The sequence below is a fragment of the Stappia sediminis genome (assembly GCF_009826895.1).
In the GTDB taxonomy this organism is placed as follows: domain Bacteria; phylum Pseudomonadota; class Alphaproteobacteria; order Rhizobiales; family Stappiaceae; genus Hongsoonwoonella; species Hongsoonwoonella sediminis.
The window spans coordinates 98,535-124,725 of the sequence record NZ_WUMV01000010.1; the positions used below are offsets into that span (position 1 = coordinate 98,535).

The 26,191-nt window shown below is 60.7% G+C and carries 24 protein-coding genes; 5 read left to right on the forward strand and 19 right to left on the reverse strand.

Annotated features, from left to right (window positions below; all coding sequences use genetic code 11):
• Positions 1–104: 104 nt before the first annotated feature.
• The 6 genes from GR183_RS20615 to GR183_RS20640 form a co-directional block, all read right to left on the reverse strand.
• Positions 105–2,243, reverse strand: a complete 2,139-nt coding sequence (locus GR183_RS20615) for a sodium-translocating pyrophosphatase (protein WP_160777572.1) — start codon at positions 2,241–2,243, stop codon at positions 105–107.
• Positions 2,244–2,378: 135 nt separating this feature from the next.
• The gene (locus tag GR183_RS20620) at positions 2,379–3,599 is read right to left on the reverse strand and encodes an MFS transporter (RefSeq protein ID WP_160777573.1); all 1,221 of its coding nucleotides are present in this window, start codon (positions 3,597–3,599) and stop codon (positions 2,379–2,381) included.
• A 144-nt stretch (positions 3,600–3,743) separates the two neighbouring features.
• The gene (gene thiL, locus GR183_RS20625) at positions 3,744–4,742 is read right to left on the reverse strand and encodes a thiamine-phosphate kinase (protein WP_160777574.1); all 999 of its coding nucleotides are present in this window, start codon (positions 4,740–4,742) and stop codon (positions 3,744–3,746) included.
• Positions 4,742–5,251, reverse strand: a complete 510-nt coding sequence (gene nusB / locus GR183_RS20630; protein ID WP_160777575.1) for a transcription antitermination factor NusB — start codon at positions 5,249–5,251, stop codon at positions 4,742–4,744. Before nusB ends, thiL begins: the two co-directional genes overlap by 1 nt.
• A gap of 8 nt (positions 5,252–5,259) precedes the next feature.
• Positions 5,260–5,706, reverse strand: a complete 447-nt coding sequence (ribH, locus tag GR183_RS20635) for a 6,7-dimethyl-8-ribityllumazine synthase (protein WP_160777576.1) — start codon at positions 5,704–5,706, stop codon at positions 5,260–5,262.
• Between the two features lie 153 nt (positions 5,707–5,859).
• Positions 5,860–6,858: an aldo/keto reductase gene (locus GR183_RS20640; protein WP_160777577.1), complete on the reverse strand. Its 999-nt coding sequence runs from the start codon at positions 6,856–6,858 to the stop codon at positions 5,860–5,862.
• A 329-nt stretch (positions 6,859–7,187) separates the two neighbouring features.
• Here GR183_RS20640 and GR183_RS20645 point away from each other — a divergent pair, with 329 nt between their 5' ends.
• Entirely contained in the window at positions 7,188–7,496 is a 309-nt protein-coding gene (locus GR183_RS20645; protein ID WP_160777578.1) for a type II toxin-antitoxin system TacA family antitoxin, read from the forward strand.
• Positions 7,493–8,164, forward strand: coding sequence for a GNAT family N-acetyltransferase (locus GR183_RS21825; protein WP_208999943.1), 672 nt, complete (start codon positions 7,493–7,495; stop codon positions 8,162–8,164). The genes GR183_RS20645 and GR183_RS21825 overlap by 4 nt, the downstream gene beginning before the upstream one ends.
• Before the next feature lie 368 nt (positions 8,165–8,532).
• On the opposite strand, the gene GR183_RS20655 is transcribed toward GR183_RS21825, so the two are convergent.
• The 7 genes from GR183_RS20655 to GR183_RS20685 form a co-directional block, all read right to left on the reverse strand.
• On the reverse strand, positions 8,533–10,506 hold the full coding sequence (locus tag GR183_RS20655; RefSeq protein WP_160777579.1) for an endonuclease NucS domain-containing protein: 1,974 nt from the start codon (positions 10,504–10,506) through the stop codon (positions 8,533–8,535).
• A 1,230-nt stretch (positions 10,507–11,736) separates the two neighbouring features.
• A complete protein-coding gene (locus GR183_RS20660; RefSeq protein WP_160777580.1) occupies positions 11,737–12,345 on the reverse strand; it encodes a riboflavin synthase in 609 nt (202 codons plus the stop codon).
• A 3-nt stretch (positions 12,346–12,348) separates the two neighbouring features.
• Complete coding sequence (ribD, locus tag GR183_RS20665; protein ID WP_208999944.1) at positions 12,349–13,443, reverse strand: bifunctional diaminohydroxyphosphoribosylaminopyrimidine deaminase/5-amino-6-(5-phosphoribosylamino)uracil reductase RibD; 1,095 nt, start codon at positions 13,441–13,443, stop codon at positions 12,349–12,351.
• Positions 13,444–13,513: 70 nt separating this feature from the next.
• A complete protein-coding gene (gene nrdR, locus GR183_RS20670) occupies positions 13,514–13,987 on the reverse strand; it encodes a transcriptional regulator NrdR (RefSeq protein WP_160777581.1) in 474 nt (157 codons plus the stop codon).
• A gap of 44 nt (positions 13,988–14,031) precedes the next feature.
• Entirely contained in the window at positions 14,032–15,348 is a 1,317-nt protein-coding gene (glyA, locus tag GR183_RS20675) for a serine hydroxymethyltransferase (RefSeq protein WP_160777582.1), read from the reverse strand.
• A gap of 159 nt (positions 15,349–15,507) precedes the next feature.
• Positions 15,508–15,738 carry a DUF6898 family protein gene (locus GR183_RS20680; protein WP_208999945.1) on the reverse strand — a complete coding sequence of 77 codons (231 nt, stop codon included), beginning with the start codon at positions 15,736–15,738 and terminating at the stop codon, positions 15,508–15,510.
• Positions 15,739–15,915: 177 nt separating this feature from the next.
• On the reverse strand, positions 15,916–17,154 hold the full coding sequence (locus GR183_RS20685; protein ID WP_160777708.1) for a L,D-transpeptidase family protein: 1,239 nt from the start codon (positions 17,152–17,154) through the stop codon (positions 15,916–15,918).
• A 287-nt stretch (positions 17,155–17,441) separates the two neighbouring features.
• Here GR183_RS20685 and GR183_RS20690 point away from each other — a divergent pair, with 287 nt between their 5' ends.
• Positions 17,442–18,281, forward strand: coding sequence for a DUF1295 domain-containing protein (locus GR183_RS20690; RefSeq protein WP_160777583.1), 840 nt, complete (start codon positions 17,442–17,444; stop codon positions 18,279–18,281).
• Between the two features lie 87 nt (positions 18,282–18,368).
• Here GR183_RS20690 and ldtR read toward each other — a convergent pair whose 3' ends face one another.
• The 5 genes from ldtR to GR183_RS20715 all read right to left on the reverse strand — a co-directional run bounded on the left by ldtR (position 18,369) and on the right by GR183_RS20715 (position 22,751).
• On the reverse strand, positions 18,369–18,881 hold the full coding sequence (gene ldtR / locus GR183_RS20695; RefSeq protein WP_160777584.1) for a transcriptional regulator LdtR: 513 nt from the start codon (positions 18,879–18,881) through the stop codon (positions 18,369–18,371).
• Positions 18,882–19,110: 229 nt separating this feature from the next.
• Positions 19,111–20,004 (reverse strand): 3-hydroxyisobutyrate dehydrogenase, encoded by an 894-nt coding sequence (gene mmsB, locus GR183_RS20700; protein WP_160777585.1) that lies wholly within the window; start codon positions 20,002–20,004, stop codon positions 19,111–19,113.
• Between the two features lie 42 nt (positions 20,005–20,046).
• Positions 20,047–20,457 carry a DUF6163 family protein gene (locus GR183_RS20705; RefSeq protein ID WP_160777586.1) on the reverse strand — a complete coding sequence of 137 codons (411 nt, stop codon included), beginning with the start codon at positions 20,455–20,457 and terminating at the stop codon, positions 20,047–20,049.
• Positions 20,458–20,509: 52 nt separating this feature from the next.
• Complete coding sequence (locus GR183_RS20710) at positions 20,510–21,568, reverse strand: enoyl-CoA hydratase/isomerase family protein (RefSeq protein WP_160777587.1); 1,059 nt, start codon at positions 21,566–21,568, stop codon at positions 20,510–20,512.
• A gap of 43 nt (positions 21,569–21,611) precedes the next feature.
• A complete protein-coding gene (locus tag GR183_RS20715) occupies positions 21,612–22,751 on the reverse strand; it encodes an isobutyryl-CoA dehydrogenase (protein WP_160777588.1) in 1,140 nt (379 codons plus the stop codon).
• 230 nt (positions 22,752–22,981) lie between these two features.
• On the opposite strand from GR183_RS20715, the gene hemB reads away from it, so the two are divergent.
• The gene (hemB, locus tag GR183_RS20720) at positions 22,982–24,022 is read left to right on the forward strand and encodes a porphobilinogen synthase (protein WP_160777589.1); all 1,041 of its coding nucleotides are present in this window, start codon (positions 22,982–22,984) and stop codon (positions 24,020–24,022) included.
• 5 nt (positions 24,023–24,027) lie between these two features.
• Here the strand turns inward: hemB and GR183_RS20725 are convergent, their stop codons facing one another.
• Positions 24,028–25,416: an aminotransferase-like domain-containing protein gene (locus GR183_RS20725; RefSeq protein ID WP_260514050.1), complete on the reverse strand. Its 1,389-nt coding sequence runs from the start codon at positions 25,414–25,416 to the stop codon at positions 24,028–24,030.
• Between the two features lie 94 nt (positions 25,417–25,510).
• On the opposite strand from GR183_RS20725, the gene GR183_RS20730 reads away from it, so the two are divergent.
• Complete coding sequence (locus GR183_RS20730) at positions 25,511–26,104, forward strand: LysE family translocator (protein ID WP_160777591.1); 594 nt, start codon at positions 25,511–25,513, stop codon at positions 26,102–26,104.
• The last annotated feature ends 87 nt before the right edge of the window (positions 26,105–26,191 follow it).

Below are 26,191 nucleotides of genomic sequence, written 5' to 3' on the forward strand. Positions count from 1 at the left end.
GATTCCGATTAAACAAGACGCGCTCTAGGCGCGGCGTCCCGGAAAAAAGAAAAACCCCTCGCGAATTCCTCGCGAGGGGTATCGTTTTTCGGCTTGCCGCTTGATCAGTGCGCCAGTACCGCGAGCAGCAGAAGTGCCACGATGTTGGTGATCTTGATCATCGGGTTCACCGCCGGGCCGGCTGTATCCTTGTATGGATCGCCGACGGTATCGCCCGTCACCGAGGCCTTGTGCGCTTCCGACCCCTTCTCGTGGCGCGTTCCGTCCTGGTCGACGAAACCGTCCTCGAAGGATTTCTTGGCGTTGTCCCAGGCGCCGCCGCCCGCCGTCATGGAGATGGCGACGAAGAGGCCTGTGACGATCACGCCCAGAAGCATCGCGCCGAGCGCGGCAAAGCCGTTGTCCTTGCCCGCAATCGCGGCGACGACGAAATAGACCACGATGGGCGAGAGCACCGGCAGCAGCGAGGGCACGATCATCTCGCGGATCGCGGCCTTCGTCAGCATGTCGACGGCCCGGCCGTAGTCCGGCTTTTCGGTGCCTTCCATGATGCCCGGCTTTTCGCGGAACTGGCGGCGCACTTCCTGCACCACCGCGCTGCCCGCGCGCCCCACCGCCGTCATCGACAATCCGCCGAAGAGGTAGGGCAGAAGGCCGCCGAACAGCAGGCCGACGACGACGTAGGGATTGGACAACGTGAAGTCGACCTGGACGCCGTCGAAGAACCCGCCGGTTCCCGCCTGCTGTTGGGCGAAGAACTTGAGGTCCGACGTGTAGGCGGCGAAAAGCACCAGCGCGCCGAGGCCGGCGGAGCCGATGGCATAGCCCTTGGTCACCGCCTTCGTGGTGTTGCCCACCGCGTCGAGCGCGTCGGTCGTGGAGCGCACCTCATCGGGCAGGCCCGCCATTTCGGCAATGCCGCCGGCGTTGTCCGTCACCGGCCCGAAAGCGTCGAGCGCGACCACCACGCCGGCGAGCGCCAGCATCGTCGTCACCGCGATCGCGATGCCGAAGAGCCCCGCCACGTTGAAGGCGACCAGGATACCGGCGATGATGATGATCGCCGGCAGCGCGGTCGCTTCCAGGGAAACGGCAAGGCCCTGAATCACGTTCGTGCCGTGGCCGGTTACCGAGGCCTGGGCGATGGAGCGCACGGGGCGGTAGTCCGTACCGGTGTAATATTCCGTCACCCAGATGATGAGGCCCGTCACGATCAGGCCGACGAGGCCGCAGATGAAAAGCCCCATGCCGGTGAAGCTCGCGCCTGCGGTTTCGCTGGAATACTCCGTGCCGAGCCCGAGCCACATCGAGATGATGACGAACAGCGCGATCGCGGAGAGCACGGCGGTCGCTACGAAACCCTTGTAGAGCGCACCCATGATCGAGTTGTTCGCGCCGAGCTTCACGAAGAACGTGCCGATGATCGACGTCACCACGCACGCCCCGCCGATGACGAGCGGAAGCAGCATGAGTTCGACCGCCGCCGCTCCGGTGAAGAAGATCGAGGCGAGCACCATGGTGGCCACCACGGTCACCGCGTAGGTCTCGAACAGGTCGGCTGCCATGCCGGCGCAATCGCCGACGTTGTCGCCCACGTTGTCGGCGATGGTCGCCGGGTTGCGCGGGTCGTCCTCGGGAATGCCGGCTTCCACCTTGCCGACGAGGTCGCCGCCGACATCCGCACCCTTGGTGAAGATGCCGCCGCCCAGACGCGCGAAGATGGAGATCAGGGACGCGCCGAAGCCGAGCGCCACCAGCGCGTCGATCACGACACGGTCGGTCGGTGCATAGCCCGCGAACTCGGTCAGGATCATGAAGTAGACGGCGACGCCCAGAAGAGCGAGACCGGCAACAAGCATTCCGGTCACCGCGCCGGATTTGAAGGCGATTTCAAGGCCCGCGGCGAGCGACTGGCTCGCGGCCTGGGCGGTGCGCACGTTGGCACGCACCGAAACGAGCATCCCGATGAAGCCTGCGGCGGCCGAAAGCACTGCGCCGATGGCGAAGCCGATTGCAACGGGGAGCCCCAGGAGAATTATGCCGATTACGAAGATGACGACGCCGACGATGGCGATCGTCGAATACTGGCGGGTCAGGTACGCCTGCGCGCCTTCCTGGATGGCGCCGGCGATTTCCTGCATCCGTTCATTGCCAGCGTCCGACGCCATGACGGACCGGATGGCCCATATGCCGTAGGCGACGGACAATAAACCACATAGTACGACTAATACGAGCTCTGTCATAAGCTCCCCCCTACAAGGATGATTCCGAACGGCGAATTCTTTTTGTCTTTGTCGCCGGTGCGGAAACGGTATCCGGCCTGCGTCATCCGTCAAGCTGGACTTTCGAGTGGAAGGAACTAACGTTAGGAAACAGTGCTAGGAAGCAACAACTTTTCTTTCCCCTGCGACAAGCCAGACCAGCAGCACCACGCAAAGCGCGGTGAAGGGGAAGACGAGCACGTTCACCGTACCCCAGCCGAAGGTGTGGAGCAGTTTTCCGGACGAAAAAGACGCTGCTGCGACAAAGCCGAAGACGAGGAAGTCGTTCACGGCCTGCACGCGCGTGCGCTCCTCGTGCCGGTAGGTGTCGGTCAGCATCGAGGTCGCGCCGATAAAGGCGAAATTCCAGCCGAGGCCAAGCAGGACGAGCGCGGCCCAGAAATGTCCGACATCGAGGCCCGAAAGCGCAACGGCGGAGCATCCGGCGAGCAGCAGAAGGCCCAATGCGACGATGCGCTCCTTGCCGATTCGCGAAATCAGGTTGCCGGTGAAGAAGCTCGGTCCGAACATGGCAAGCACGTGCCACTGGATGGCAAGGGCCGCATCCGTCTCGCTCAACCCGCAGCCGATCATGGCCAGGGGCGTGGCCGTCATGACGAGGTTCATGAGCGCATAGGACGTGATCGCGCAGGCCGCCGCCACGATGAAGCGCCGCTGCGCGACGATTTCGCCGAGCGGACGCCCCCCCGCCTTCGCCACTCCGCGCACCGGTTTCGGTATGCGCAGGAACGAAAGGATCGTGAAGGAGATCAGCGCAAGCCCGCCCTGCGCCAGATAGGTTCCGGCGAAAAGGATCGGCGAGAAGAGGTCCTTGGTCCAGATGACCGTCTGCGGCCCCACGACGCCGGCCAGTACGCCGCCCGCCAGAACCCAGGAGATCGCCTTGGGCTTGAAGCCCTCGCTCGCCGTGTCTGCCGCCGCGAAACGGAACTGCTGCACGAATGCGCCGACGAAGCCGCTGCAAAAAACGGCAAGGCAGAAAAGCGGGAAGTCGGCCGTGAACACCGCATAGGCCGCGGCCATGGAAGCGGACGCCCCGAAAAGCGATGCCCCCATGAAGCCCGCGCGCCGGCCGAAGCGATGCATGATCACGCCCGCCGGCAGCGTGCCGAAGGCCGTTCCCAGCACGAAACAGGATATCGGCAGCGTTGCCAGCGATTTGTCGGAGCCAAGCAAACTCGCCCCGATCAGGGACCCGGTGGCGAATACGATCGAGGCCGCCGCCCCTCCCAGCGCCTGCGCGACCGCCAGCAGCATGGCGTTTCGTTTCGCCAATCTGTCGTCGATGAAAGCTGCCGAGGAAGGAATCGCGGTCATTGTCACCCCAAACGAATTTCAGGCCGGGCACCTTAGGCACCCGACCCTTGAAAGTCGTTTGTTTAAAGGGCTTTCGCCCGCCTTGCCAGTCGCAAGCGCATGAAATCCGGTTACCGCCGGGAAAGCGACAGCCGTCTCGCCCGCTCAAAAATGCTTGAAGCCCGAAATCGCCGCGAAATCGATCGCCCGCCCGCCCTGCAGGAAATCGACCTTTGCTTCGCCTTCCGCGATCTCGCCGATCTGGCGTGCCGGTACGCCGGCGGCCTTCAGCTCGGCGGCGAACTGCTCCGCCCGCTCCGCCGGCACGCAGGCCAGGATCTCGTAGTCGTCGCCACCCGCGATGCATGTGCCGAGCTCGGCGGCATCCTTCGTGATCACGGAGAATATCGCCTTCGAGATCGGCAGCTTCTCGATGTCCACCCGCGCCGACACGCCTGAGGCCTCGCAGATGTGGCCAAGGTCTGCCGCAAGCCCGTCGGAAAGATCCACCGCCGCATTGGCGTGGTTTCTGACAGCTGCCGCCGCCTTCACGCGCGGGCGCGGCAGCAGGTAGCGGTTTTCCAGGTGGCTGCGGTCCGCATCCGAAAGCTGCAGCGTCCCCGCCAGCTCCGGCTTGAGCCTGAGCTTCAGGCCAAGTGCGGCATCGCCGATTGTGCCAGTCAGAAAGATGGCATCGCCCGGCTTCGCGCCGCTGCGGCGCACGCCCGTTCCTTCAGGCAGCGTGCCTATCGCCGTGATGGAGACGAAGAACCCGTCGGGCGAGCGGATGGTGTCGCCGCCATAAAGCGAGATGCCGAAGGTGTCCTGCTCCGCCTTCAACCCCTGACAGAACTCGGCGAGAAAACTTTCCGTCCAGTCTCCCGGCAGGCCGAGGCCCAGCAGATAGCCCTTCGGCTCGGCGCCCTTGGCCGCAAGGTCGGAGAGGTTGACCCGGATCGCCTTCGCCGCGATCGCCGCCGGCGGATCGTCGGGAAAGAAGTGGATGCCCGCCGCCAGCATGTCCTTTGTCAGCACCAGGTCCTGCCCGGGCCAGGAGGGGATCACGGCGGCATCGTCGGTCAGCGCAAGGCTGCCGGGGTCGGTGGCGAGCGGTGCGAGATATTTGGCGATGAGTTCGAATTCGCCGGGCCGGTTATCGCCCATCAGGCTTCCTCGCCCGTATCGCCGAATTCGCCGGAGCGCAGCCGGTGCGCCAGCTTGTCGAGCACGCCGTTGACCATGCGCGGCTCGTCGCCTTCGTAAAACGCCTTGGCGATGTCGATATATTCGTTGATCACCACCTTGGCCGGCACGTCCTTGCGGCGCAAAAGCTCGAAGCCGCCGGCGCGCAGGATCGCGCGCAGCGTGGTGTCGATGCGCTTCAGCGGCCAGTCTTCTGCCAAAGCTTTGTGGATTTCCGGGTCGAGCACGCGCTGGTCGGCGACGACGCCGGAAACGAGATCGCGGAACCATGCCGGATCGGCATCGCGATACTGCTCGCCGTCGATTTCCTGGCCCAGGCGGTATGCCTCGAACTCGCCCAGCACGTCGGACAGGCGCACCCCGCCCACGTCCATCTGGTAAAGCGCCTGCACGGCGGCAAGCCGCGCTGCACCCCGCTTGTTGGCGGGTTTCGGTTCGCCCGGGCGCGGTTTGGAAGCTTTATCGGTCATCTTTTCGTTCAAACGCCCAGTTCGTCCCGGACCTTGATCATGTCGAGCGCGGCCTGCGCGGCACTTCCGCCCTTGTTCTTCTGCGTCTTGTCGGCCCGCACCATCGCCTGTTCCCGGTTTTCCACCGTCAGGATGGCGTTGCCAAGGGGAAGGGCCGCGTCGATCACCAGCTCCATGACCGCGCGGGCGGATTCATTCGCCACGATATCATAGTGCGAGGTTTCGCCGCGAATGACGCAGCCAAGCAGCACGAAGCCGTCATAGTCGGCGGTGCCGTTTTCCATCGCCGCAAGCGCCATGGCAAGGGCGGCCGGAATTTCCAGCACGCCGGGCACGGAAATGCGCGTGTAGCGCGCGCCGGCACCTTCCAGCACATCGGTAGCGCCTTCCAGCAGCGCGTCGGCTATGTCCTCGTAAAAGCGGGCGTCGATGATCAGGATGTTGGGAGCGGCCATGACCTTGTCGTCTTTCTTGGATTTTTTGTCGCGCGTAACGTGGCGTGTCAGGAACCACTCCCGGCCCTCAATGTCCAGTGTTTTTCGGACAAGCTATGGTGATGGATCGCCCTCCCCTCCTCAGCCCGGTCAACCGACGTGGCCGGGTATCCGTCAGCAATACCGCTCAGGCCCGATCCATTGCGCCTCCGAGTACCGGTCGCCGTGGGCCCAGCCGACAGGCAGCACAGCCTCGATACGCTCCAGGTCCTCCGCGGTGAGGGTCAGGCTCGCGCCCGAGATGCACTCGCGCAGATGATCCACCGACCGCGTCCCCGGGATCGGGATCACATGCGGTCCACGGGTCAAGAGCCAGGCATTCGCCAGTCCCGCCGCCGTTGTGCCCATCTCCGCCGCGAGTTTGCGAAAAGCTTCCACAATGCGCAGGTTTTCAGTCAGGTTCGGCTCCGTGAAGCGCGGGTTGGCGGCGAGGAACGGCAGATCGGGGATCCGCTCTCGCGGGATCGGGTTGTCCGTCAGCAGAGAGCGGCCCACGGGAGAGAAGGCCACCATGGCGACACCAAGCTCGGCACAGGCCTGCACCAGTCCAAGATCGGGAAACCGTGTGGCGAGGGAATATTCCGATTGAACGGCGGCGACAGGGAAGGCCTTCATGGCGCGCCGCAGGGTCGAGGGCGCGACTTCCGAAAGGCCGATCGCGCGGGCCTTGCCCTTTTCGACGAGCCGGCCAAGATTGGCCGCCGTTTCCTCTGGGGTGAAGCGCGGATCGCGGCGATGGGCGTAAAACAGGTCCACACACTCCAGGCCGAGCCGCTGCAACGACTTGTCGAGCTCGGTCTCAAGGTGTTCCGCCGAATTGTCAAAGCTGCGGTTGCCGTCCGCATCGCGGGTGATCGAGGCCTTCGTCGCGATGATGAACTCGTCCCGCGCGCCCCGGTTGGCTTTCAGATAGGTGCCGATGGCGTTTTCCGATTTCCCCATGCCGTAGACATTTGACGTATCAAGGTGCGTGACGCCCAGCTCGCGGCAGGCATCGAGGATCGCGTGGCTTTCCGTCTCGTTCGTCGGCCCGTACATGTCGGAGAAGGACATGGCTCCATAGCCGATTGCGCCTATCTCCGGCCCATTGGCGCCCAGTTTGCGTTTTTCCATTTTTCCCTCTGCCCGTTGGAAATGCTGAAGAATTCTTTCTCAGGGCCTGGACCCTGATCCATTGTCTTGACCACCGGATCTCTTTCTTGGATCAGGAACTCGCTCCAGAATCAATACCTTGCGGTCGGCTTACGGAGCGGGATTCAAGCGGTCGGTTTACGGAGCCAGGTTCAAACGGTCGGTTTACGGAGCCGGCGTCAAGCGGTCGGCTTACGGAGCCAGAATCAATAAGCATATCCTTGCCGCAGCTTCCTGTCGCCCGTCCGGCCATTGAAATGTACGCTTTCGTGACGTACATTCTACACGAACAGGACTTGAGGAAAACGGCCATGCGCACGTTCCATGACACCACAAAGGACATTGACGAGCGGGCGAGCGAGCGGATGAACTTCCGCACCAAACCGCACATCAAGCAGGCGATCAAGCGCGCGGCGGCCCTCAGCGGGGTGGACGATAGCGTGTTCACGATGAATGCCGCCTATCAGTCCGCGCTTGAAACGATAGCCGCGCATGAACGCACCGTGCTGGCGCCGGTCGATCATGCCGCCTTCTTCGATGCGCTGGACACACCGCCGCAGCCGACAGAGAAGCTCAAGGCCGCATTCGCCCGTCATAAGTCGCGCGTCCTGTCGAAGTGAGCGAAGACGCCCTTCGAAAAAATATCATAGAGCCGTTCGATCCGGACAAGCATGATCGGGCGGCTTTTTCTTGCGGTGTCGAGCAGGTCGATAATTTCTTCAGGAAAACGGCCAACAAGCTCGCGAAGGCGGACAATGCCCGCGTCTATGTGATGGCCGCGCCGGATGGCACGGTGATAGGCTTCTATTCGCTCAATGCCCACGCCGTCGATTATCAGGACCTGCCGAAGAAATACGCCCGCACCCGGCCAGTGCATGGCTCCATCCCGGCGGCGTTCCTGTCCATGATCGGGGTGGACCGGCGCTATGCCGGTCAAGGCTTCGGCGGCGATCTGCTGGTCGATGCGCTCTTGCGTGTAGCCCAAGCGGCGGAGCAAATCGAGATCGCGGTTGTCATTCTCGAGCGCTTTCCACGAAAGCGGGATCGCTTTCGTGATAAGAATTCGCTCCAGAATCAATATCTTGAGCATATCCTTGTCGCGAAATCCGAGCCGGATTTTGCGGGATATGCTCGAGATATGCTGGACGACGGCAATCCGGAACTCGTCGAACGACGGACAAAGCTCTATGCGGGCTATGGTTTCCAGCCCCTGCCCTCAAACCCGCTTCGGATGTTCCTGCCGGTTGCGACTGTGCGGGAACTGCTGGCGGACGATGAAGGGTCGTAGCGCCGGTCACCCGGAGTCAACCGATAGCTGCATCGCTATAAAGCATTGTCCGATTTTGGCCCTTTGCTGACGTTCAACAGCTATTCGTTCAATGGCAGCTTTGCGCACCCATGTCAGTCACTCAAGAGAATCGTAACCTGCTCTGCATAGCGGAGGTTCGTTGCCATGTCCGATGGATATTTGATGGGCTGGGAGCGATAATTGTTATCGCAGGATGCAAACTTCCGAGATGCACAAAAGCTTGCCACCGGTTGCGCCGACGACCACCGTCGAAAATGCGGGGAAAGTTGCAGTTCGGGTCGATGCAGCATTCGACTTATTGGGTTCCAGTGCCTACCTGGACCGGCTCGGTCGTTATCGAGACGGTGTCATTCCTCGTCGTCGCTATCGTCGCCTTCATCTGACGAGCCGCCGACCATTAGCCACCTGTCGTTGCTTTCCTTCCGATACAGTTGGCCGATACCCCATCCAATGCCTTCTCCGTAGTAGACGCTGCAATCGGCACACATATTGGCCCATTCCGGACTACTCTGAAGGCGTCCGTCGGAAAAAAAAGTCTCTCCGGCAAGCGGGATGGAGCAGATGTCGCAATCCTCCGGCGCATCGAGATGATACTTGCCCTTTGCCTCGGTAACCGGATCAATTGAGTCTTCGAGCTGGCGATCCGCAGAACTTCCATCACATATTGCGCCGCCAATGCGTGGGGAGAGCTTATTGACGATGATCCGCAGCAGTCTCTCGTTCCTTTCGAGGTAGCTGCCGAATTCAGTGTATGGATCAATCTGGCCGACACTGCGCCACCGGTTATTCTTCATTCTAAAGAATTCACGCTCTTCACCCTGGATGTCGCAGCGGAACGAGCCATAGATCAGGCCGAGGTCTTCCAACATGTCAATGTCGCGTGCTTCATATCCTCCCCACGTCATACTCATGATCAGTGAGCCGAGGTCTCCGCTGTAGTACTTCATCAGAATGTCCGTAAATGCCTCAGGTGGCTGTGCGGCGTCATCTGCAGCCAGCAGCTCCCCAACGTAGGCACGACAAACATCCGCATCACTACGGATCAGAATCGTGTAACTAGGGACGTAACTGATCCCCTGTTCCTGTGTCGTCGCGAAAAAAAGTGTCATTAATCCGGTTGACGGTGCAAATATCGAAGTCTCCGCAGTTCCTCTAGGGAATTCTGTCCGTGCCTCCTCCAACTGAGCACGGACCATCCCGGCCCAGACAGGATTGTTGGGAAGAGCCTCAGCAACATCTTTCTGCAACTGTGCAAATTCGGCCTTGTCGGACAGTCTGATCGTGCGTTTCAGGCGTTGGCCGGATGTGCCTGCGTCGCCTTCTATCTCACCTAGAATAGTTTCGTCGGTAAGGACCGCGTTGCGAGCAAATGCACCACGACGATGGACCTTTGTGATTGTCCACGCTTCATCGACAAGGAGCTTGCATCGAAACTTTGCGGGATATCCGATCTCGAAATAATCGCGATCAACCTTCGGGTTGGCGTCCAGAGCATATTCCTGAAGAGAACACAGAAGCTCATCGCCTTCCATTTGGCAGGAAAATTCCTTCGCCTCTTCGTATTGCTCCGGGTCTACCCGGATCATTTCGAGGTATTCTTCCGCCGTCTGAAGCTGAGGGACAAAATAGATCATATGATCGAGTCGATCCATCTTGCTTGCCACATCGGCGATTTCTTCTTCCGTAAGCTCTCCGGCGCCGCCCCGAATTCCGTGCAGTGAGGCGGCTGTACATAGAACTGAGTGCTCATAAAAGCCTTCCGAAGCTTTCATCTCTACCATTACATAGTCGTTGATGCCTTTGGCCTTACAGCTCGCATCGTAACTTGCGATGCCTTCCGCAAGTCTCCCTTCGCTGGTATAGAGGCTAATCTCATGCCACGGAGAAAGAACCCGGCCGGAGGTCAGTTCCAGCGGTCGAATGAACTCTGCCTTAATGTCTCGATCCGGTTCACTTACCGATATTTTTACCCCCGAAATCGATATGGATGTGTCGTGAACGAAACGGGAGAAGGGGACCAGCAATTCTTTCCACTCAGTCGAAACGATAATCGCTTTCATCTCGTCATCGCGAGCGCCAAGATGGCCTTTTACAGCTTCAACGTACTTGTAAATCTCGTGGATGGCTTCGCGGCTTGCGGCATCGCTTCTTTTGAGCTCGATAAGGACCCAGCGCCCTCTTGCGTCCTTGGCTAGAATATCAATGAAGCTTCGTGTCCCGATCGTGCTTGGGATGTACTTCTCGATGTTCAGAACAACGAGCCCTGCTTCAATGGCAGTTATCTGGGATGCGATAAGATCTCTTAGAGTCGCTTCAAACAATTCCTATTTCTCCACTATAAAATATTGTAGATTAGTACGATGAAATAAATGTGCAGCGCGTCTCACATAAGTCTTGCACCTAGCCTTCCGGATGCATTCGGTCTTCTTTTGGCCCTAGCTCGAGTTTATAAGCGGAGGCACGACAAGATAACCAGAATATATGCAAGCAACAATGTCCGCTCCGCTGGTTTCGCGTCCACAGACTGACAGTCCGCTTTCGGCCCCGCTCTGGCCATTCGCTCAGCACGCAACAAACATCCGGCCTCCGCCCGAATTGGACAAAAACGCGGTGCAGCGGGTTACCGCTTCGTTGAAAGTGCACCAACCCGAATGCCTCAATCCATACCCTGACATGCGTAAGGTGGCTTCCGATTTTTTGGCGTCATGAATAGACGCCTGACTCCGAATACATTCGAAGCTCTGTCAACTCCTCTCATCCAGCGATGCGATGTGCGCGACGTGATCCACTCACAGCCCCCGCGTCCACAGCGTAAGAGCCATTTCGCGTGGCCCGATTAAGGGAATTTTTCCGCGCCCGAATCTACTCTCGCCCTGGTCACTCAATTCCGCAGTTCGTCTCGTTATATGGATGGATCTCAAGAATCATTTCGAACCTTCAACATATAGCGGTTACGATATTTTGCCGTATCGCACAGAATATATAGTATATTAATATGCTTAGAGCCGTTGCAATGATAAATTTTCTAGCATTTATTTTATTCATGCTATTTATTGCAATTGATGACTATTTTATATTGCGAAAATATATAGGAAAAGCAAAATCTGTTCGATTCAAATCGCGCTTCATCATAACGTATGACCTAAAAGATCCTGGAATATTGCGATCTGATGCCAGAAAGCTCCACAGAAACATTAGACAACTTTTTATCGCGCTTGCTGTACTTGGCATCCCATTGATTATCGAGACTATTCTCATTTCCCGGATGGAGTGAGTAAAATTAAATGACTTTCGAGCACTAAGACGCGAATAAGCTATTGGAGTCGAATACTTAGAAAGGAATGACTTCGTCGGGCGATTGCCTTCTTGAATTTCTTGGATGGCGAATTGATCGATTGCTTCGAGGCGTATGCACGCCATATTACGACACCCGAAACAATGAGGATTTGAAAGCTTTCTTCTGTGCTGAGACAGAGCCGGTCACCTTATGCCGAACCGCGCATATTCAGGCTGTGGCCCGGCGCTCGCAAGCATCGCAAATCGCCCCCCTCCTATTCCCCCGAGAACTCCGCGAGCCGGGCGACATAGCGCGCCATCATGTCGACCTCGAGGTTGACGCTGTCGCCTTCCTGCCGCTCTCCCCAGGTCGTCACTTCCAGAGTATGAGGGATGAGGAAGACGGAGAACGTATCGCCCTCCACCTCGTTGACCGTGAGTGACGTCCCGTCGACCGCCACGCTCCCCTTCTTGGCGATGAAGCGGGCGAACTCACCGGGCACGCGGAAGCGGAAATAGACGCTGTCCGGGCTGTCCTTGCGCTCGATGATTTCGGCCAGTCCATCCACATGGCCTTGCACGATGTGGCCGCCCAGCTCGTCGCCGATGGCGAGCGAGCGTTCCAGGTTGACCCTTTGCCCCTCGCGCCAATGCGTGACGGTCGTCAGCTTCAGCGTTTCGGCGCCGGATTCCACCTCGAACCAGTTCTGGCCGTTGTTTTTGCCCTTCGCCGTCACCGTGTGACACACGCCCGCGCAGGAGATCGACGCGCCGATGTCGATGGTATCGGCATCGTATTTCGTCTCGATGCGGGTCCTTAAGCCTGCCGGGATCGGCTGCGCCGAAACGATCCGGCCGACGTCGGTAACGATACCGGTGAACATCGCTCACTTCCCCTTACGGATGTAGTGGTCGCAGCTTTCCGGCCCGACCTCGATCCGGCCCGGCGCCATCACAAGCGCGCTTTCGTCCAGAAAGTCGAGTCCCCGGTCGCCGAACGGCAGGATGCCGCCGTTGCCGACCGTCGCCGCGCCGTTATAGATCATCGCCTCGTCCACGGCATCGGCTTCCACGAAGCTTTTGGCGATCCGGCTGCCGCCTTCAAGCAGCAGCTTGGTGATGCCCCGCTGGCCGAGCGCGCGAAGCGCCACCTTCGGCGAAATCCGCCCCTTCCCGTCCGGCGCCACGCGGATGACGCTGCAGCCTTTTTCGCTCAAGGCGTCCGTCCGCTCGTAATCCGCGTCATTGGCGACGATCACCCAGACCGGCGTTTTATCGGCGGTCCTCACAAGCTTGCTGTCGAGCGGCAGATCGGCGCGCGGGTCCAGCACCACCCGCACCGGCGAGCGGTCCTCCAGACCCGGCAGACGGCACGTCAGCGACGGATTGTCGGCGATTGCCGTGCCGATGCCGACCATGATCGCGTCGCATTCCGCCCGGAAGAGATGCACTCTGCGCTTCACGTCCTCGCCAGTGATCGCCACCTGCCCGTCATCCCGCCGCCCGATGAAGCCGTCATTTGAGACGGCAAGCTTCAGGATCACATGGGGCCGCCCGTCCCTCATCCGCCGGATGAAGCCCGCGTGATGCTCCGCCGCCTGGCCCTCGCAAACGCCGACGACGACCTCCACCCCCGCCTCACGCAGGATCTCCACCCCGCGGCCCGAGACGCGCGGGTTCGGGTCGGCAACACCAACAACCACCCGCTTGATGCCCGCTTCGGCAAGCGCGACCGCGCAAGGTCCGGTCCTGCCCTGGTGGGAGCATGGCTCCAGCGTCACGTAGCAGGTTGCGCCCCTCGCTGCTTCCCCTGCGTCATGAAGTGCCCTCGCCTCGGCGTGCGCCCCTCCCGTTGCTTGCGTCCATCCCCGCCCCCTCACAACGGGGATATAATCGCTCTCGTCGACGATCAGCGCGCCCACAGCCGGGTTCGGCCACACGCGTCCGCTCGCTCTAGCGGCGAGCGATATGGCCGCCGCCATGAACCGCGGATCGTGGGGTCTTACGGAATTTTCGGATTTCTCGATAACCTTCATCGCCTGCTTTGGAATTTTATTCGGCAATGATTTCACCTTCCGGGCCACTCATCTCGTCGAGCAGCGCTTCGAAGTCCTTGGCTTCTCGGAAGTTCTTGTAAACACTGGCGAAACGCACGTAGGCGACATCGTCGAGCGCCTTCAGCCCCTCCATCACGAGGTTGCCGATGTTTTCCGCCTGGATGTCGGTTTCGCCCGAGCTTTCAAGCTGTCGCACGATTCCGCTCACCATGCGCTCAATGCTCTCCGGCTCAACCGGGCGCTTTCGCATGGCAATCTGTACGGAACGCGCCAGTTTTTCGCGGTCGAACGGCACCCTGCGGCCCGTTCTCTTGACCACCGTCAGCTCGCGCAGTTGCACGCGCTCGAATGTCGTAAAACGGCCGCCGCAGGACGAACAGATCCTGCGGCGGCGGATTGCAGTATCATCCTCGGTGGACCGCGAATCCTTCACCTGGGTTTCGCTTCCGCCGCAGAAGGGACAACGCATCGCCTGTTTCAGCTCCTGAGCTTCGCCCCTCCTTTGACTGAGCGTCAGAGGGTCGGATAGATCGGAAAACGCTCCGTCAGGGCGATCACTTTATCGCGGACCGCCGCTTCGACTCGCGCGTTGCCCTCATCATCGTTCGCCACTTTCAGTCCGTCCAGTACCTCGACGATCAACTTGCCGATTTCCCGGAATTCCGCCTGGCCGAAGCCGCGCGTCGTACCCGCCGGGGTGCCGAGGCGGATACCCGACGTCACGAACGGCTTTTCGGGATCGAAGGGAATGCCGTTCTTGTTGCAGGTGATATTGGCCCGGCCAAGGCCCGCTTCAGCGCGCTTGCCGGTCGAATTCTTCGGGCGAAGGTCGACGAGCATCAGGTGGTTGTCGGTTCCGCCGGAGACGATGTCGAGGCCTTCCTCCTTCAGGCTTTCCGCCAGTGCCTTGGCATTTGCCACCACGTTTTGGGCGTAGGTCCTGAATTCGGGACGAAGCGCCTCACCGAAGGCAACCGCCTTCGCCGCGATCACATGCATCAGCGGTCCGCCCTGCAGGCCCGGAAAAACGGCGGAATTCACCTTCTTGGCGATCGCCTCGTCATTCGTCAGGATCATGCCGCCGCGCGGGCCGCGCAACGACTTGTGGGTCGTCGTGGTCGCCACATGCGCGTGCGGAAACGGCGAGGGATGCGCACCGCCCGCCACAAGGCCGGCGATATGCGCCATATCCACCATCAGATAGGCGCCGATGGAATCCGCGATCTCGCGGAAGCGCTTGAAATCCCAGGTGCGCGAGTAGGCCGTGCCGCCGGCGATGATGAGCTTGGGCATATGCTCTTCGGCAAGCCTCGCCACCTCGTCCATGTCGAGCAGGTGGTCGTCCTTGCGTACGCCGTAGGAGACGACATTGAACCACTTGCCGGACATGTTGACGGGCGAACCGTGCGTCAGGTGGCCGCCGGAGTTGAGGTCGAGACCCATGAAGGTGTCACCAGGCTTCAGCAGCGCCAGGAACACGGCCTGGTTCATCTGGCTGCCGGAGTTGGGCTGCACGTTCGCGAAACCGCAGTCGAACAGCTTCTTCGCCCGTTCAATCGCCAGGTTTTCGGCGATATCCACGAACTGGCATCCGCCGTAGTAGCGCTTGCCGGGATAGCCCTCGGCATATTTGTTGGTCATGATCGAGCCCTGCGCTTCCAGAACGGCGCGCGAGACGATGTTTTCGGAAGCGATCAGCTCGATCTCATGCTGCTGACGGCCCAGCTCCTTGCCGATCGCATCGGCAATTTCCGGATCGGCCTCGCTCAGCGTACGCGTGAAGAAATCCGGATAAATGGCGGAGTCGAGCGTCGTATCTGTCAGCGACATTGACAATTCCCCTTGGTCGTTAACTCAGGTTGCAGCCGCCGGCCCGAATGGCTCAGGCGGCGCGGTTCAGGACCGCGAGCGGGAAGTAGCGGGCCAGCCCATAACACGAACCCGGTAGCGAACCAAGTCCGGTATTGCGGCCCTGCGCGCGCTTGAAATTCAGTGCCCGAGCTGCTCCAGCCGCCGTTTCAACTTACGCACGGCAAGGTCCTGAAGGCTTTTTTGCGGCGTAGAAACCGGACCGAACACGACCACCTCCACGCCCGTTTGCGCATCGACCGCCGTGACCTTCAATTGACGGCCGATCTGCGCGAATTCCAGAAATATCTCACCGGGATTGCCGGCATGCTCGGCCATATGCCCATCCTCGCCAATGAGGCCAATCGCCATTCGCGACTCATGGCCCTGCGAAAACGAAGATAAGGCCGTGTCGCCCGGCAAATGCAAGCGCGCGTTCAAATATCCGCCGTTCGACGCGGGCAATCATCCTGCTTCCCCAAAGGAAAAGCCCGGCCGAATCCGACCGGGCCTTGCTGATTTGCGTCACGCGGTGAAACGCGGGCGGATTTATTGCAGGTTTGCTTCCTGAACCGTGGCATCTCCGGCAAGCGAGAAGCCGTCACGGTTGTAGATATCGTCGCGGAAATGAACGATGCCGTCAGCCGTCGACCATGCCGTCACGTAGGTCATGTAAAGCGGCACCTTGGACTTCAGTTTCACATCTTCCTGCACGCCCGTCTTGATCGTGTAGTCGACGCGGGCGCGATCCCAGTCGGGCGTCGTGGACTCAAGCATCCAGGTGATCAGCTCACGCACGTTCTGCACACGCACGCAACCCGAGGAATGGAAGCGATAGTCCGAGCCGAACAGCGATTTCGACGGCGTATCGTGCAGATAGACCTGATGCTCGTTGTGGAAGTTGATGCGCACGGAGCCCAGAGAATTTTCCGCACCCGGCTCCTGGCGGAACTGATACTGCGTCGCCTCGTCGGTGTTCCAGTCGATCTGGCGCCAGTCGAGTTCGTTGTCCTTCCAGTCGAAAATGCGGATCTTGTTGCGCGCCAGATACTCCGGATCCTCCTTCATCTTCGGGATCAGGTCCTTGCGGATGATGGAGACCGGAACGGTCCAGTACGGGTTGAAGTTGAGTTCGTAGATCTCGGAGTTGAGAACCGGCGTCTGGCGGTCGATCTTGCCGACGACGGCCGTATGGCGCGAGCGTACGCGCCCGTTTTCCACCGCCTCGATCTCGGCTGCGGGAATGTTGACCATCACGTAGCTGTCGCCAAGGAAGCCGGACATGGAACGCACGCGGACGAGGTTCGTTTCAAGCTGGGCGAGGCGAACTTCCGCCGGAACGTTTAGAGCGGTCAGCGTGCCTGCGCCAACAGCGCCATCGGGCTTGAGCCCGTGACGAACCTGAAACCGGCGAACCGCGGCATCGACGTAGGAATCGAACGTGTCGGACTGCCCGGCGTTCTGTTCCAGGTCGCCCGAAACGATCAGCCGTTTGCGAAGCGTCACCACATGCTCGCTGCGCGTGCCGAGCTTCATGGCCTGCTTGCCGGAGGTCACCCGCGGCCAGCCGCCCTGATTGACGATCGCCTGATAGCGCGCCATCGCCTGCTCGATATGCGTGGCCGTATCGGCGGACAGCGTCGGTTTGTCGGACTTGATCGCTTCCAGGCTTTCAAGCGTCGCGTCGAAACGGTCCTCCCATTCCGCGCGCTGCTGAAACTGGCGCGTGGCGTCAAGCGGAGATTCGGCCGATGCCACGCCGCCCGATAGCGCAAACGCCATGGCCATGATCCCAAGGTGGACGGCGGGATTCAGCCGGCTCCATGATCCACAGCGAACCGATTTGCGTAACACCACCACATCAACTCCCAGTCTCGGCACTTTTCGATGCCTGTAAAGGTTATCATCCGTATGCTTAACAAACTCTACGCCAGCAAATGCCCTTGCGGATTGCTGCGGTTGGGCGCCGAACAGGGCAAGGTCGACTTTGGCACTTGTGTCTTTCCAGCAGACGCACCGCGTTTATCGCCGCTTCGCCCATCGCGCAACTCGATCGCGATAGAGGAACTCCGTCCGTGACCCTTCAGACACTGTTGGCCCAGCCGCTCATTTCCACACTGGCCGTCACGCTCCTGATATTCACGATAATATGGCGTATTCATGTCTCGCTGAGAGATGCCGGCATTGTCGACTACTACTGGGGGCCGGGCTTTCTGGTCATTGCTGGACTATGGCTGCCGCACTCGACCGCCGCATTCCCCGTGTTGGTGATTTTCCTTGCCTTTCTAATGCTTTGGGCACTTCGCCTGACGGTTCATCTTGTCAGGCGGCACGTCGGATCGCGGGAGGAAGACAGCCGGTATACAGCCATGCGCGAACAAGGCGGCAGCGGCTGGTGGCTGCGTTCGCTGTTCACAGTTTTCTGGCTCCAGGCCGTCCTTCTGTGGGCAGTCGCGAGCCCGATTCATGCCCTGATGTCCGCGGGGGCAAGGTCAGCAATCGCGTGGCCGTTTGCCGCGGCGGGGTGCGCCCTCTTCGCGGTCGGTTTTGCCTTCGAGGTTGTCGGCGACGTTCAGCTCTCGCGTTTTCGCGACGATCCGGCCAACGACGGCAAGCTTCTGACGACCGGTCTCAGGGCCTGGTGCAGATTTCCAAGTTATTTCGGCGAATCCGTCCTCTGGTGGGGGCTTGGCCTGATTGCATATTCAGGGTCCGGCTCTTTGTGGAGTTTTGTCGGACCTCTGCTTCTTACCGTCCTTCTTGTGAAGGTTTCGGGCGTGGCGATGCTTGACCGCCACCTTGGCTCTCGCAAGGCCGGGTACGAGGACTGGGCAGCCACGACCGGCGCCTTCATTCCCCGGCCGCCGAAACGGCCGTCCGTTTCCGGCGAGGGAACGCACGAGCCCGCAGAATAATCATTCGCCTCATCACCAAACGAAAAAACCGCCCCGAAGCCGGGGCGGTTTTTTACTCGACACCATCCCCTGTCGGGATTTTGTTTTTTAGAGCCTGTAGAGGATCTGATCCGTCCAGAACCGCTCCAGGCGGCGCAGCGCCTGGTTGAGGTGCTTGAAATCGTCCGGACCGATCTCGCCCACCTGCTCGACGGACAGCATGTGACGCTCGTAGAGCTCGTTCACGATCTTCGCGACCTCAATACCCTTTTCCGTCAGGCTGACCCGCACCGACCGGCGGTCGGTACGCGAGCGCTGATGGTGGATGAAGCCCATCTCGACAAGCTTCTTGAGGTTGTAGGAAACGTTGGAGCCCAGATAGTAGCCACGTGTACGCAGCTCGCCTGCCGTCAGCTCCGAGTCGCCGATGTTGAACAGAAGCAACGCCTGAACCGCATTGATGTCGGCGCGTCCCTTCCGGTCGAACTCGTCCTTGATGACGTCCAGAAGACGCCGGTGAAGCCTTTCGACCAGCGTAAGCGCCTCGAGATAGAGCGGCTTGATCTCCGCTTCGTCCTCGGCGCCGTCGAGAGTTTCGACTGCCCTTTTTGCCGTGATCATCTGTCTTCGCCTCTTTTGGTGTTGGATCGGTGCGTCTTTTTCGTCACCTTGAGACAAAGACTACAGGCCTTCTCATAAAATCATCTTAAAAAGCAGACTGAATGAAACCTTAAATATCCGGAAGAATTCAAACAATCCGGTTGAGAAAACATTTACCATTCGAGCAACAAACGGTGGGTAACTGGCCGCCCATGCATTTCCACGGGCAGCCAACTTATCTTCCTCTTCGTCAGCTTCCCTGACCCCGCAAGAAATTGATGATACCGGAAAAGTCCTTCCCGGCTTCGCCCGCGTTGCAGAAGATGTTGTAAAGCTGTGCCGCTTCGGCGCCGAGCGGAGTCGAAGCGCCGGAACTGCCGGCCGCTGCCTGCGCCAGCTTGAGGTCCTTCAGCATCATGCCGGCGGCGAAGCCCGGCTGGTAGTCGCGGTTCGCGGGCGACGCCGGCACAGGTCCCGGAACCGGACAATAGGACGTGAGCGACCAGCACTGGCCGGATGCGGTCGACGAGATGTCGAAAAGCTTCTGGTGATCCAGACCGAGCTTTTCGGCCAGCACGAAAGCTTCGCTCACCGCGATCATGGAAATTCCGAGGATCATGTTGTTGCAGATTTTCGCCGCCTGGCCGTTTCCGGGCCCGCCCGCATGCACGATCGTCTTGCCCATGATGTCGAGAAAGGGCTTGGCGGCCTCGAAGGCTTCGTCCGGCCCGCCAACCATGAAGGTAAGGGTTCCGCCCGCCGCCCCTGCGACACCGCCGGAAACCGGCGCGTCCACCATCGGCATGTCCGCCTTTGCCGCAGCTTCCGCGACGGTACGAGCGCTGTCGACGTCGATGGTCGAAGAATCGATCAGCAGCGTCTTTGGCCGGGCGTGGGCCAGCACGCCGCCGTCGCCCGTGTAGACGGACCGCACGTGAGCGCCCGCGGGCAGCATGGTGACCACAGCATCCGCCTGGGAAACCGCCTCTGCGATCGACCCGACCGGCGTGCCGCCGGCGTTCCTCAAGGCCGCCTTCGCATCCTCCGAAAGGTCGAGGCCGCGTACGTCATGGCCCGCCTTGACCAGATTGGCCGCCATCGGCCCGCCCATATTGCCAAGCCCGATGAACCCGATTGTCGCCATTTATACCTCCCTGAAGATGGTGGCGATCCCGCATCGGCGGGATCACGTTCGGTTTTCGCGCTCCGTCAGGTAGAGCAGAAGAAAATAGATGAGGATCGTCGCCACGTAGAACGAGATCTCGTAGGGCCTTCGGCCGAATACATCGGCGAGTGCCGTGTGCATCACCACCTGCGACAAGGCGCGCAGGAGCCACATCACAGCCCCCCAGGAAACGGTGAGCCACAGGCCGATCGCCGCGACAAGGTCCAGCACGCCGAAGAAGACGGTCGCCGCCTGCCATTCGAGTGGCATCTGCCAGAACCACAATCCGCGCCACGGCTCGATGCCGATGATGCGGGCCCAGTGGATGATGCCGCCGCCGAGCAGAAGCACGGCCATCACACGCAGATACCAGACGAGGACCGTCGACCACGGCGGCCTGTTGCGTACGATATCCTGAAGCGTCACGATCATGGCCGGGGGTCTTCCCTGAATTCGTATATCGGCCGGCGAGCCTCCCGCGCTTTCAGACCGAAAGCTCGAGATCGCCGTTGTCCGGTTCGTCAAAATGCTTGTCGACGGCGCTCAAGTCCACAGCATCCAGCCTATTGGGCTTCCATAGCGGCGAATTGTCCTTGTCGACCAGGACCGCGCGCACCCCTTCGTAGAAATCGTGCCCGCGCATGATCTCGCTGACGATTCTGAATTCCAGCTTCATGCATCCCGCGAAGTCGAGTGTCGCCCCTTCCCTCAGTTCGCGGAAAGCGACTGCCACGCTCGTCGGCGACTTGGAGCGGATGACGGCCGCCGTCTTCGCCGCCCATTCGCCTTGCGCGGCCTCTCCCGCCCGGTCGAGGCGATCAAGAATTTCACCGACGCTGCCCGCGGAGAACGCCGTTTCGATCTCGCCGGCCTTTTCCGCGATCGGCGCCGACCCCGGGTTCACCGAAAACGGCTCTATCGCCAGATCCACGCTGTCCGCCTCGCAAAGCGCTTCCGCAAGCTCGTCGAGCCGGTCGGATGCCACGGCATGCGTGAGGATCGAGCTCCAAAGGCAATCGGCCTGCTTCAGGCGGCCGGCGGTGAGTGCCGCATACATGCCGGTCTCCTGCGGCATGCGCGGCAGGAAGAAGCTGCCGCCGACATCTGGAAAAAAACCGATGCCGACTTCCGGCATGGCGAAGGTCACCCTCTCCGTTCCCACACGATGGCTGCCGTGGACGGACAGGCCCACGCCCCCACCCATGACGATCCCGTCGATAAGCGAAACATAGGGTTTGCGGTACATCTTGATATAGTGATTCAAGCGGTATTCGTCGGCGAAGAAGGCAACCTGCTCCGGGCCGCCCGCCTTTCCGGCCTTGCCCATATGGTAGAGATTGACGATGTCGCCGCCGGCGCAAAACGCCTTGTCGCCCGCCGCCCTGACGACGATATGACGAACTGCGGCGTCGTCTTCCCAATCGCGAAGCTGCGCCGTCATCGCCTTGACCATGGCGTGGCTCAGCGCGTTCAGCGCCTTCGGCCGGTTGAGCGTGATAACGCCGGCCTTGCCGCGGCGCTCGAACAGGATTTCATCGGTCATGCTTTATCCGTCGTTTTCCGAGACAATCTGAAAGGCCCGCGTTTCATGCCTTGAACAAATCCCGCGCGATTATGAGACGCATGATCTCATTGGTGCCTTCCAGGATCTGATGCACCCGCACGTCGCGAAGGTAGCGCTCTATCGGATAGTCGCGAAGGTACCCGTAGCCGCCGTGAAGTTGCAGCGCTTCGTTGACGACACGAAAGCCCGTGTCGGTTGCGAGCCGCTTGGCCATCGCCGCCGTTTTCGTTGCGTCATGCGCCTTGGCGTCAACCAGCGTCGCCGCCTTGTGCAGGAGAAGGCGCGCGGCTTCAAGCTCCGTCGCCATGTCGGCGACGCGAAACTGCAGCGCCTGAAACTCGGCGATCGGCTTGCCGAACTGCCTGCGCTCCTTCATGTAGTCGACCGCGCGGTCGAGGCAGGTCTGCGCCGCGCCCAGCGAGCACGCGCCGATGTTGATGCGCCCGCCGTCAAGGCCGGCCATGGCGATCCTGAAGCCCATGCCCTCGCCGCCAATGAGGTTTTCGGCCGGCACCCGGCAATCGGAGAAATTCACCTGCGCGGTCGGCTGGCTCTTCCAGCCGAGCTTGACCTCCTGCGCGCCGAAGGAAAGGCCGGGCGTGTCCTTTTCAACCACGATGCAGGAAATGCCCTTTGGCCCATCATCGCCGGTGCGCACCATGACGACGTAGATATCCGCAGCGCCGCCGCCCGAGATGAAGGCCTTGGAGCCATTCAGCACATAGTGGTCGCCATCGCGCACTGCTTTGGTGCGCAGCGCCGCCGCGTCCGATCCCGAGCCCGGCTCGGTCAGGCAGTAGCTTGCGAAATGCTCCATCGAGCAAAGCTTCGGCAGAAAACGCGCGCGCTGCTCGTCGCTGGCGAACGTGTCGATCATCCACGACGCCATATTGTGGATGGAGATATAGGCGGAAGTCGAGGTGCAGCCCTTTGAAAGCTCCTCGAAGATCACGGCCGCGTCGAGGCGCGAAAGCCCCGAACCGCCGACGTCATCGCGCACATAAATGCCGCCGAAGCCGAGTTCCGCCGCCTTGCGCAGCGTTTCCACCGGAAAAATGGACTTTTCGTCCCATTCGCGGGCGTATGGCTCCATTTCGTCGCGCGCGAACTGCGCCGCGACGTCGCGAAAGGCCCGCTGATCCTCGCCCAGCGTGAAATCCATGGCGTTCTCCCACAGTTCTCAGCCCTGCTCTCCGGCAAACGGCCTCTTTGCGGTTGGCTTACAGAGCGCACGATAATGGCGGTTGGCTTACAGAGCGCATAGTAACGGCGATTGGCTTACAGAGAGCGCAATTACGCGTCAATCTCTTCAATTGACGGATGGCCGCGCTTGGGTTGCGCGTTCCTTGGTGCTAGGTTCCGCCAAATTTCGAACAAGACGGAGCCTCGAACATGACCGCCCAACCGCATGCGCCGATCACGCTGGACACGACATCGGTTGACGATGTCGTCGGTGGCCGCCGGATGCGCCGCAACCGGCGCACGGACTGGTCGCGCAGGATGGTCCGCGAAAACACGCTGACAGTCGACGATCTTATCTGGCCGATCTTTCTGACGGATGGCGAAGGCGTGCGCGAAGCCGTTCCCTCCATGCCGGGGGTGGAGCGTGTCAGTATCGACAATGCGGTGCGTGCTGCGGAGGAAGCGGCGAAGCTCGGTATTCCGGCGATCGCGCTCTTTCCCAATACCGACCCGAAACTGAAAGACGAAATGGGATCGGAAGCCCTCAATCCCGAAAACCTCGTCTGCCGGGCGTGCCGCACCATCAAGGCGGAGGGAATCGACGTAGGCCTGATGACCGATGTCGCGCTCGATCCCTACACCAGCCACGGCCACGACGGGCTGCTTCTCGGCGAGGAGATCCTGAACGACGAAACGGTCGAGCAACTGACCCGCCAGGCGCTGTTGCAGGTGGAAGCGGGAGCCGATGTCATCGCGCCTTCCGACATGATGGACGGGCGCATCGGCGCAATCCGCCAGGCGCTCGATCGCGCAGATCATCGCAATGTCCAGATCATGGCCTATGCGGCGAAATACGCCTCCGCCTTCTACGGTCCGTTTCGCGATGCCATCGGCACCAATGCCGCGCTGAAGGGCGACAAGCGCACCTACCAGATGGACCCCGCCAACTCCGACGAAGCGCTGCGCGAGGTCGAACTGGATCTGGCCGAAGGCGCCGACATGGTGATGGTGAAGCCGGGCATGCCCTATCTCGACATCGTCCGCCGTGTGAAGGACACGTTCCTCGTTCCCACCTACGCCTATCAGGTGTCGGGGGAGTACGCGATGATCGTGGCAGCCGGACAAAACGGCTGGATCGACCGCGACAAGGCGATGATGGAAAGCCTGACCGCCTTCAAGCGCGCGGGTGCGGACGGCATCCTCACCTATTTCGGGCTGGAAGTGGCAAAGCGTCTCAAGGCCGGTGCATAGCCGTTCTATGGCGTGACAGGTAAGGTCGCATAGGGTTTGGCGGCAAGTCCGGCTATGGTGTCGATTGCCTTTCGGAAGCGCTCCTCGCCGCTGACGGCGCCCAGGCTGAGGCGCACGGCATTGGGTGCGCTGCGCGCTTCCACCGCGAAATATCGTCCGGGGCTCACCTTCACGCCCAGCGCCTCGGCTTCAGACGCAAAAACATCGGCCTCCCAAGCTTCGGGAAGCTTGAGCCAGGCAAGCCCGCCCGTCATCGCGTCGTAGTCGGTATTCGCAAAAGCGCCCGCGACATAGGCCGCACGCTTCCTGACACCGTCAGTCAATGTCAGAATTCGCTTTTCGAACGCTTCGCTTTTCAGGATGTGCGCCGCAGAGGCCGTCAACAGCGGCGAAATCATCAAGAGCATGGCGTTTTGCGCAGCCGCGATCCTGCGCACCAGCGGCCCCGGCCCGGCGGCATAACCGACACGCAACGCCGGCGCGATACATTTGGCAAGGCTCGTCACCAGCACCGTGCTGTCGGGAAGCAGCCTCGAAAAACTTTCGCCCGCGGGCGGACGCAGGAAGCCATAGACCTCATCTTCAATCACCGTGAGACCATGCCTTGCCGCAATGCCGGCAATCGCCTCGCGCCGCTCCGCCGGCATCGCAACGCCGGTCGGGTTCTGCACGCTCGGCATGACGGCAAGCAGTGAGATCGATTGGCGCCGGCACAACTCCTCCAACGCTTCCGGGATCATGCCCCACCTGTCCATCGTGACGGGATAGAGCCTGACATCATTGACGGCGGCGGCACTTATCACACCAGGATAGGTCAACGCATCGCAGGCGATCCCGCTTCCGGGCGCGACGAGAGACGCGAATGCCGCGGCAAGGCAGGCCTGCCCGCCGGCGGTCAGGACGATATCTTCAGGCGTGAGCGCATCACACCAGCGCGACAGGAACGGAAGCGCGGCCTCACGGTCGCTCAGCGGTCCCGCCTCCGGCTGGTAGGAAAGCGAGATCCGCCCCGCCCCTGCCCTTTTCGCGACCTGCGCAAGCGCATCTTCAAGCAGCGCATCCGGCGCTTCCATCAGGAAGCTGTTGACCGACATGCCCGCGGTGCACGCATCGCGCGCGGCGGTCAGAGGAAGGCCGAGCGAGGAGGCGGCTTCGCCGATGAACGTGCCTCGCCCCACTTCACCATGGGCCAGCCCGCGGCTTGTCAGTGCCTGATAGGCGCGGGCGACCGTACCGGGCGCGCAACCGATCTGCCATGCCGCCTCGCGAACGGGGGGAAGCCGCGTTCCCGCTTCCAATGATCCGCTGCGAATACGCTCGCTCAAAAACCGCTCGAGCGACCGAGCTGTCGGCTTTGTATCGCTTCTTTCCCGGAAGTCTGAGAATATTGTCATTGGTACATTAAAACGATTGTATCAAAAAATTGTCCAGTTCAATTTCACGGAAATTGCTACAAACAAAACCGACACGAACCCGATGGTGTGCGCCGTGCCGCTCGATCAATTCATCCTGCTTTGCCTCTTCGTCTCCGCCCTTGTCGGCACGCCCGGACCGGCGAACATGTCGCTCATGGCCTGCGGCCTGGCCTACGGCGTACGCCCCGCCCTGCCATTCCTGTTCGGCACGCTTGCAGGGTTCCAGCTCATTTTCTGGCTCAATGCGGCGGGCCTCTTCGCATTGCTTCAAAGCCTCCCTGCCGTTTGGGATATCCTGCGCATGCTTTGCATCGGCTATATCGCCTGGCTTGCCTGGAAAATCCTGCGCTCAAGGCCTCAAGCCGCCACCGCGTCGCAGGTACCGGGTTTTTGGCGCGGCTTCTGGGTTCACCCGCTCAACCCGAAAGCCTACGCCATGCAGATCGCCGGCATTTCGCAGTTCGTCTCGCCTGAACGCTATTTTACCGACGCCCTGACGCTTGCGTTCGTGTTTGCGCTTTTGGGCGGAATCCTGAATGCCGGCTGGCTTGGCGGCGGGAACGTCATTGCCGGCCTTACCAAAAGCCCCCGCGTACTGACCGCCGTCAATGCCACGCTGGCCGGATTGATGGTCGTCTCCACCGTCGCAAGCCTGCATCTCGCCTGACAGCAGCACCTTCACATACGCTTCACCGAACATTGAACGAGCGACCACCTTTGTTCGTCTAACTTGGCGGCGCTCCGGTACTTTCGG